General features: G+C 57.9%; 9 protein-coding genes. 6 read left to right on the forward strand and 3 right to left on the reverse strand.

Going from position 1 to position 8,346, the window contains the following annotated elements:
- Window positions 1-16: 16 nt before the first annotated feature.
- Window positions 17-340 carry a DUF4359 domain-containing protein gene (locus NW818_RS10580; protein ID WP_414424527.1) on the forward strand — a complete coding sequence of 108 codons (324 nt, stop codon included), beginning with the start codon at window positions 17-19 and terminating at the stop codon, window positions 338-340.
- 52 nt (window positions 341-392) lie between these two features.
- Here NW818_RS10580 and NW818_RS10585 read toward each other — a convergent pair whose 3' ends face one another.
- Both NW818_RS10585 and NW818_RS10590 read right to left on the reverse strand, forming a co-directional pair.
- Complete coding sequence (locus tag NW818_RS10585; RefSeq protein WP_414424528.1) at window positions 393-1,514, reverse strand: methyl-accepting chemotaxis protein; 1,122 nt, start codon at window positions 1,512-1,514, stop codon at window positions 393-395.
- Window positions 1,515-1,796: 282 nt separating this feature from the next.
- Complete coding sequence (locus NW818_RS10590) at window positions 1,797-3,014, reverse strand: HD domain-containing phosphohydrolase (protein ID WP_414424529.1); 1,218 nt, start codon at window positions 3,012-3,014, stop codon at window positions 1,797-1,799.
- Window positions 3,015-3,228: 214 nt separating this feature from the next.
- Here NW818_RS10590 and pth point away from each other — a divergent pair, with 214 nt between their 5' ends.
- The gene (gene pth, locus NW818_RS10595; RefSeq protein ID WP_414424530.1) at window positions 3,229-3,903 is read left to right on the forward strand and encodes an aminoacyl-tRNA hydrolase; all 675 of its coding nucleotides are present in this window, start codon (window positions 3,229-3,231) and stop codon (window positions 3,901-3,903) included.
- Between the two features lie 305 nt (window positions 3,904-4,208).
- Complete coding sequence (locus tag NW818_RS10600) at window positions 4,209-5,675, forward strand: cation:proton antiporter (RefSeq protein WP_414424532.1); 1,467 nt, start codon at window positions 4,209-4,211, stop codon at window positions 5,673-5,675.
- Between the two features lies 1 nt (window position 5,676).
- Here NW818_RS10600 and NW818_RS10605 read toward each other — a convergent pair whose 3' ends face one another.
- The gene (locus tag NW818_RS10605) at window positions 5,677-6,264 is read right to left on the reverse strand and encodes an FHA domain-containing protein (protein ID WP_414330833.1); all 588 of its coding nucleotides are present in this window, start codon (window positions 6,262-6,264) and stop codon (window positions 5,677-5,679) included.
- 214 nt (window positions 6,265-6,478) lie between these two features.
- Here NW818_RS10605 and NW818_RS10610 point away from each other — a divergent pair, with 214 nt between their 5' ends.
- The 3 genes from NW818_RS10610 to NW818_RS10620 form a co-directional block, all read left to right on the forward strand.
- Window positions 6,479-6,703 carry an NAD(P)H dehydrogenase subunit NdhS gene (locus NW818_RS10610; protein ID WP_011432364.1) on the forward strand — a complete coding sequence of 75 codons (225 nt, stop codon included), beginning with the start codon at window positions 6,479-6,481 and terminating at the stop codon, window positions 6,701-6,703.
- Window positions 6,704-6,737: 34 nt separating this feature from the next.
- Window positions 6,738-7,481: a low-complexity tail membrane protein gene (locus NW818_RS10615; RefSeq protein ID WP_414330836.1), complete on the forward strand. Its 744-nt coding sequence runs from the start codon at window positions 6,738-6,740 to the stop codon at window positions 7,479-7,481.
- 128 nt (window positions 7,482-7,609) lie between these two features.
- Window positions 7,610-8,346, forward strand: a 737-nt coding sequence (locus NW818_RS10620; protein ID WP_414424531.1) for a hypothetical protein, incomplete at its 3' end; no start/stop codon positions are given.

The following is an 8,346-nucleotide window of genomic DNA, read 5'->3' on the forward strand; positions in this document are numbered from 1 at the left end:
GGAGAGTTCAGCGTGAATGTATCAGTACAGAACCCATGCAGGGCAACAACTGGCCGCCTACGCTACGCGAGAATACTGCGCTCAGATCCCGTCTTTCTTGGTCACTTTGATCGAGGAATGTCATGCCCTTGTCCGAGAGCTCCAGCCCGAACTAGAAGCTCTGTTCATGCGCCAAACCCGCCGGCAGAATTTTATCCTTTTCAGCCTCTACGCCACCGATTTGTCGTTGCTCAACTTTGGCCCACTGGGGATCTCCTTGCCCACCTACCACTTTGAAACCCTTGCCGTGGCTGGGCAATTTTATACTTATGAGATTCGAGAGGGGAAAGCTGCCCCCTAGTCACCATGGCAACCATAGGATCTCAAGATCCAAAAGAATCTCAAAAGTTCGGCTAGATCTGGGCTCGTTCCAACAGGGTTTGCAGCTCTTCCAGGGCCAACTGGGCCGACTGGGCCTGCTGGTAAAGGGATTGCACCACCTCAGCGCTGCTCTGGGCCGATTGCAGTGTGGATTGGCTCTGGCGCTGGATACGCTCTGCCAAGCTGCGAATACGGTTGCTGGCCTCAGTGGTTCGCCCGGCCAATTTGCGGATCTCCTGGGCAATGGCTCCAAAGCCACCGGCACCACCGCTGCGGTTGGCCTCTACAGCCGCGTTAAAGGAGAGCAGGCGAATGTATCCTGCCACCTCCACGATCAAATCCACGATGGTGTTGATCTCCTTGAGTTCGCGGGATAGCTCCTGGTTGTTGTCGGCAATTTCCTGGAAGAGGGTGCGCACCGCTTCTACCCCAGCAAAGGTGGCGGCAAAGGTGGATTTGCCTCTCTCAGAGAGCACAGAACTGATTTCAATGATGCGGGCGTTGAGGCGAGCCAGCTCCTCAGAGCGCTGTTGGGCCCGCCGGCGTTCCATATCTAAGGCCAGGTTTTGGTTGAGGATCTCGGCTTTTTGCCGCTCCAGATCCCGGGCATACTGGAGGCTGCGGTTTTTTTCCTGCTCCAGCTCTGCCAAGATCCTTTTCATCTCTTCCTGCTGCTCCTGTAGCTTGCGCTGGGTGGCCAGATGCACCTGGGCCTGGGCCACCAACAACACCGGCACATCGAGAAGGCGGTAGTCCTGGGATCCCAGTTGAACCACCACGGGGTCATAGATGGTCTCTTCGGGCCGTTGGAAAGCTCGGTCGGCTGCTTGGATGACATCGCAGTCGCCGGGGAGCAAGAGAAAATCCCGGCTATGGAACTCTACCATGGAGCTGATGGGCCGCTTCAAAAACACATCCAGGCCGTAGGGCTTGCTAAGCATCCACTCCAGAATGGCGCGGCGGGTCAACATTCCCCGCACCTGTGACCGCTCGTCCAGCACGATGACTCCTGAAAGGCTGCTGTCATCTTCTAGGCGGCGCACCACGTTCTCACAAGGGGTGGACTCGCTCACCTGAAACTCCACCAAGGCCAAATCGCGCAGCTTGGTGTTGATCGATAGGGTAGGAGTGGGTGGATTTGTCAGGGTAGCCATCACAGGGATCGTCGGCACACGTTGGGTACAGATGGGTTGGATGCTAATGTGTAGAGTAACACAAAAAGTCGGCCCTAAATCGGCCTTTGATGGGGTGATTCCTGCAGAAAATCGACCACCTTCAGTTTGCCCTGGGATCCCATCTTTTGCCCATAGGATTTTGCAGAATTGTGCGGGAAGGATGGCCTGGGATCCCTTCTTTGCGGTTTGCTGGGACGGATCCCTTTGGAGCTGAATGTTCTGGGTTGGTATCTTGGATCCCTGATTGATCTGGAGCTGGATTTAGCGGGTTTCTTGATAGCGGTGGTAGATTTCCAGAATTTCGCTGCGTCCTCGGTTAAAGGCGGCCACCACTTGCGGGTCGAAATGGCTGCCGCTGTTGTCTTCTACAAACTGAAAGACCTCATTCAAAGCCCAGGCTTCTTTGTAGGGGCGACGGCTGGCCAAGGCATCGAATACATCGGCTAAGGCCACAATCCGCCCTTCTAGAGGGATCCCTTCTCCTTTGAGGCCGCGCGGATACCCACTGCCGTCGAACTTCTCGTGGTGGGTAAGGGCGATGATGGCGCTCTTTTGCATCAGCTCGGAGTCGGACTTGCTGAGAATTTCGTAGCCGATCTCAGGGTGGCGGTTCATGATCTGCCGCTCTTCTGGGGTCAGACGCCCCGGCTTTTGCAAGATGGCATCCGGGATCCCGATTTTGCCCACATCGTGCATGGGACTGGCGTAGAAGATCAGCTCTTGCTCATGGCTGGATAGGCCCAAGTGCTTGGCGATGATGCGAGAGTAGTTGCTCATCCGCTTCAGGTGAAAGGAGGTATCTTGATCCCGGTATTCTGCGGCCACAGACAGACAGAAGATGGTCTCGAAGTGGGCAGATTTGAGCTCTTCCCGCAATTGGGCGTTTTGATAGGCAACCGCCGCCTGGGAGGCCAAGGCTTCTGCCACGCTGACTTCCAGCTCAGAAAAAGGTTGGCTCCACTCGGCCACTTGGTCAGGAGCTAGGGGGGTGGGGTGATCCGGCTTTAGGCGGTTCAACAGTTGTAGGGCGCCGAGGATCTTTCCTGAGGGATCCCGCATGGGCACAGTGAGCAAGGAGCGGGTGCGATAGCCGGTCTGCCGATCCACCTGTGGGTTAAAGGCATAGGGCCGGTCGGCGGGCAGGTGGTAGACATCCGGCAAATTCAAGCTTTCCCCGGTGAGCACCACGTAGCCCACAATGCTGGAAGGGCTGAGGGGCAAGCGCAGATCCCGCAGCTCCTCATGGCGGTTGACCACGAAAAACCGCAATTCTTCTCCCTCTCGGACAAAAAGGCTGGCCCCATCACAGTGGGTCAGTTCTCGGGCTTGAGCAACAATCAACTCCAGCAGCCGCTGCAGATCCGTTTCTGAGGAGAGGGCGATCCCCACCTGAATCAGACGCTGGCTGAGGCGCAGGGCATCCGAGGCATCGAATTCGGTTGTGCTGGGGTGAAGACCGAAGGGGGTGGGCAGGCTCATAGCAGGGTTGGTCAGAAGCGTTCACAATGAGCGTTGACAATAAACAATGGCAGAGTCATGGGCGGCGAGCCATTTGCCCCCAGGGATCCTCACCGCTGTCCCGACTCAGTCCGGCTGGGTATCCGAACCTCCGGGGCGATCAGCAGCCCGAAAACACGCCAACACCACTCAAAGCAGCGATGCCTTACTTTAGCTCGAGGAGGCGAGAAACGTTGTGACCCAGGTCAAGCCCAAGGGAACCGATGAGATTTCCCTGCAGCTCGTTGTGGGCCTGGGCAATCCCGGCCCTCAATACGCCAATACCCGCCACAATTGCGGCTTTATGGTGGTGGATCGGCTGGCGCAGCGCTGGGGGATCCCGTTGGTTTTGGAGAAGCGATTCCAAGGTAGCTACGGAGAAGGGTTTGCCCTGGGAGGAAAGCGACGCTTGCTCAAGCCGGAAACCTACATGAACCGTTCCGGCCAATCGGTGCGGGCGGTGCTGGATTGGTACAAGTTAGATCTCGCCTCTGTGCTGGTGGTGTACGACGATATGGATCTGCCGCTGGGTCGTCTGCGCCTGCGGGGATCCGGTTCTGCCGGTGGGCACAACGGCATGAAGTCCATCATTCAGCACTTGGGGAGCGAGGCGTTTCCACGGCTGCGTTTGGGGGTGGGCAAACCCAAGGGCAGCCAAGATGTGGTCGGGCATGTGTTGGGGGGATTTGCGCCTGCAGAACAAGAGGTGCTGGAGCGGGTGTTGGATGTGGCGGTAGAGGCCGTGGAGTGCTGCTGGCAAGAGGGACTGATGACGGCCATGAACCGGTTTAATCCTCTGGATCTGTCTGGGCCACCGTTCGATCCGGATGGATCCAACCCTGCACCGGGCCAAGGCGAGGCTTCCTCCTGAGGAGCAGCTTGTCCTGGATTGCCGGTTCTGAGGGGTTTTCCAGGAGCGGGGTGATAAGGGCTTCGTCCCCCTGATGCAAAGGGATGAAGGGCAATACTCCAGATAAGTATCAATTATCTGGAGTATAAGAGTGCCTACCTGGGCGTTGCCAACAGTTCCCAAGGGAGGTTAGCTTCTGTAACAGTCTTCCAGCAGAAGGGCGAAAGGAATGGGAACGGCAGCGTTCCCACCAGGGCCGGCCCGAGACAAAAAGCTGTTCATCATTTGAGGGTGAGATCTTGCTGTTGAACAACCTAGATTCAGTGTTGCTTGCTGTTGAAGCCGCTGCCCCCCTTGAACCGGAAGGGGCTGCCAATCTTTTACCCCTGATCTTGGCGGCGGTGCTGATGGCTCTGGTGGTCATCTATCTGGCCAGCCGTATTGCCGGAGAAATCGCCGTTCGCCTCGGCTTTCCGCCGGTGCTGGGAGAATTGCTGGGGGGCGTTACGGTGGGAACCTCCGCTCTGGGGTTGCTTGTCTTCCCAGAAGGACAAGTTTCCGGCCAAGAGCTGCACGCCTTGGCTCAATCCTCAGCACTGATGCAATTTCTGCAAGCCACTGCCGGACTCGACGAGGGATCCCTGGTACAGGTGTTCTCCTCCCAAAGCCAGATCATCGACATCCTCTCCGAGATCGGGGTGATCGTCCTTTTGTTTGAAATCGGCCTCGAGTCGGATCTAGCCGAGCTGTTGCGGGTTGGCCCTCAAGCCGCAGCCGTAGCCGTCATCGGCGTTGCTGTGCCTTTCCTGGCCGGAACCCTGGGCTTGCTCTACCTGTTTCATGTGCCCGTTATCCCCGCCATATTTGCCGGCGCTGCCCTCACAGCAACCAGCATCGGCATCACCGCCCGCGTCTTGGCCGAGCTGCAAAAACTCACCTCCCCAGAAGGACAGGTGATCATCGGCGCCGCCGTCTTGGATGACGTGTTGGGCATCATCATCTTGGCCGTGGTGGCGGGCTTGGCCAAAAACGGAGAAGTCAACCTTTCCGATATTGGCATCATCATCCTCAGTGCCATCCTCTTCTTGGTCGGCTCCATTGTTTTGGGGCGCCTTCTCAGCCCCTACTTTGTGGCCCTTCTCAACAGCCTGAAGACCCGAGGTAACCCCCTTCTGCCCGCCCTTGTGCTGGCCTTTCTGCTGGCTTATGTAGGGCAAATCATTCATCTAGAAGCGATTTTGGGCGCCTTTGCCGCTGGCTTAATCTTGGCCGAAACCGAGAAACGGCAAGAGCTGGAAGAACAGATCAAGCCCATTTCCGACCTACTGGTGCCCATCTTCTTCGTCTGCGTTGGGGCCAAAACCAACCTTGCCGTACTCAACCCCACCCTCCCCGTCAACCGAGAGGGGCTGATCATTGCCGTCTTCTTGATCGGAGTTGCCATTGTGGGCAAGCTAGCAGCGGGCTTGGGGGCCTTTGGCAAGCCGGGCATCAACCGCTACGCCATCGGAGTGGGCATGATTCCCCGGGGTGAGGTGGGCCTGGTGTTTGCCGGTGTGGGGGCCGCCAGTGGGGTTCTCTCCGATGCCCTCGATGTCAGCATTATCGTCATGGTGATTGCCACCACCTTTGTCGCTCCCCTCTGGCTGCGGGGAGTGTTGATTGGGGAAGCCAACTCCCCCTCCCTCCTGGACTTGCAGGCAGAAGCGTCAGAGCAAGAGCGCAAAGGCGGCGCCGACGAGACCGCATCATCGCTCCCAGACTCAGAACGGGTGGGCATCCCCGAGGGTTAAGTTATCTCAGCTTCCCCCTCAAACGCCCCCAGAGGGTCTGGAACAGCAGCCGCAGCGGATTGCGGCGTTGAGGCTTCACGTCAATTCTCTCCGTCGTCTCCTCTTGGGGCAAAATTGCCTGCATCGAGGGCGGATCAAACCGCTGCATGGTTGTGGAGCGCCGATCCACCACCTCCGCCTTCACGCTGCGAAAGCTTACAGACTGGAGATACCGCTGAAAATCTTCGTCTGACAACTGGCGAATGCAGTACTGCATCCGTACCTGATTCCCCAACAGGATCTGATCCCCATCCTTGAGATCCCAGCTCAAACATCTCTGCCCATTCACCGAGACGCCGTTGGTGCTGCGCTTGCCCTCGATATTGCCGTCCAGCAGCCGGTAGGTATACTGGCCATCTTTTTGGGGTAGCCGCAGCAGCAGCGCGTGTTGCCGGGAAACCGCCGCCGAATCGATGACAATCGCATTGCTGGGATCCCTGCCGATGGAATAGGTGGCAGCACTGAGGGCCACAGCCCGCCGTCCTTGTTCATCATCGATCACCAACACATGCCAGATTTGGGAGGGGGAAGACTGTGCGCCGGTAGCCATGGTCTGGGGCCTTGAGGGGGAGCTGGGTTGACCGTCGAAGTCGCAGTGCAGGCCCCTTTCGTGTTAGCGGGCTGGCAGCCACACCTCAGCCATTGCCCAACCCTCGGCGAACCGCTGTGGGAAGAAGCTCAACGAGGGGGAGACTCGGCAAGAGAGGGGCTTTCCCCCATAATAGTAAGGCAGAGCTTCTGCAAAAAAAGAGGATAGCTGAAACGTGAACACGACTCCAACCCCAACTCTCCTCGAAGCCCTTCCCCCGATCTACCCCGGCGTTGCCGTGCGGGTCATCAACCCCAACGACACCTACTACTGCTTTGAGGGCCAGGTACAGCGGGTTACCGACAACCATGCCGCTGTCCTCTTTGAAGGCGGCAACTGGGACAAATTAGTCACCTTCCGCCTCACAGAATTGGAAGTGGTGGACAAATCCCGCCCCTAGCCCTGCTCTCCCCTGTCCCTTTTGGCATCTCCCCATGCGCAGCCATTGGCAGGAACCTTTCCTCTGGATCCATGCCGCCGGCATCCTCCTCTTCCCCTTGTGGGTGGGGCTGACCCTGATCGGGCTGGCCACAGGGGATCCCCTCCTGCCGGTGGGGGCGGAGCAGGCTTGGGTGGCCGTGGTGGGCATTGGGCCGGTCTTTGCTATGCAGTGGCGCAAACCGTTTGACATCTTTAGCGTGTGGGTGGCTTCTGTCCCCCCAGAAGAACTCACCCTCGAGCAGCGCCGCATCTTGGCCGCCTTCCTCAGCCCCGAACATAAGATTTTGACGCTGTTGGCGGCAATCCTGATGCTGGAAGTCGGTGAGCGCCTCTACGACTTTGCCCCCCTCTTTGCCCCGCTCACCCCTGGCAACGGCACCCGCCTGGCCGGCCTAGCCATAGCTGCCTTTGGATTTTGGGGATCCAACCTATTCTTGCAGATCCCCATTGCAACGATACGGGTACTCCTCCTCAGCGAGCCGGAGCTGGCCCAAATGGATCCCGTCCCCGTCGAGGAGATTGAAAGCCGCTTCTCCGTCCTCGGCAATCGCCGCAGCCCACTCCTGCAACGGCTGCTGCGCCGCATCTCCGGCCAGGATTCAGAAGGCACCTCGAAAGACCAAAAAGACAAGGTTAAAAACAGAGCGGCAGAAAACCCCCAGCCGGAATCCGAGAAGCGGGATCCCTCTGGGGAAGTTGCCATGCCGGCCCCTGAAACTCCCCCCGATCCCACCTAAGGCAAGCTTCCGCAAAAGCTGTAGCTCAATGTTAGATTGGAAGCAATCCAAGTAGATTGGAAGCAATCCAAGCCCTGTGAAATCCAACCATCGGCATTCCCCTGATCTTCGAGGCTACCGCACCGGCAATGGCGAGCAACTTTTCTTTCCGCTTCAAGCAATTTACCCAACGCCTCAGAGAAACCACCCAACTTCCCCAGTTTTTCACCGATCAAGCCACCAGTGAAACCCAAAACCTTGCTCGGGAGTTGGCTTTGGTTGGGGAATACGCCACTCAGCTTAGCCAAGTGGTGATGGAGGTGGACTTTCTCAACCAGCTCTACACCCGTCTTTTGAACGAGCGGGAAGTGTTGCAGCAGGAAAAAGATCACTTGGAAGCGCGGGTCTTTGAGTTGCAACAGGAACGCAACGAGACGGAGCCCCAGGTGATGTATTTGCGAGAGCAGCTCAGCCAGGCCAGCTTTCAACTGGAACAAACTCAAAACCGGGAACGCAGCCTTAGCGAGCGAGAACGACAGTTGTCGGAAATTGTAGCCCAACTGGAGCGACGGCGGGCTGTACTCAACCAAGCCATCGAAAACCTCACCAATCAAGAGGCCGATTACACCGTTCGCACCAAAGAACTGGAGGCGGTCGTCCGGGAAAACGAAAAGAAAGCCAAGCAGTACCTGGAAGCTGCCAACCACTACCGCGCCTACCTGGAAGAGCTCAATGCGCAAGTGCAAGAAACGCAAGCCAAGCTGAGAAGCCTTGGTGTCGAGCCCAAGCCCGCCGACCTGCCCCGACTTGAGGATCTGGAAAAACCCACCCCCATCCCAACGCCACCCCCTGCCTACACGCCTCCTCTCCCCCAACAGCCCCCCCC

This window comes from Synechococcus sp. R6-5, from assembly GCF_047461775.1.
Lineage (GTDB): Bacteria > Cyanobacteriota > Cyanobacteriia > Thermostichales > Thermostichaceae > Thermostichus.

Coding starts and splice junctions, on each gene's coding strand:
- NW818_RS10580 (WP_414424527.1), top strand. CDS start 17: ATGTATCAGTACAGAACCCATGCAGGGCAACAACTGGCCGCCTACGCT.
- NW818_RS10585 (WP_414424528.1), bottom strand. CDS start 1,514: ATGGCTACCCTGACAAATCCACCCACTCCTACCCTATCGATCAACACC.
- NW818_RS10590 (WP_414424529.1), bottom strand. CDS start 3,014: ATGAGCCTGCCCACCCCCTTCGGTCTTCACCCCAGCACAACCGAATTC.
- NW818_RS10605 (WP_414330833.1), bottom strand. CDS start 6,264: ATGGCTACCGGCGCACAGTCTTCCCCCTCCCAAATCTGGCATGTGTTG.
- NW818_RS10615 (WP_414330836.1), top strand. CDS start 6,738: ATGCGCAGCCATTGGCAGGAACCTTTCCTCTGGATCCATGCCGCCGGC.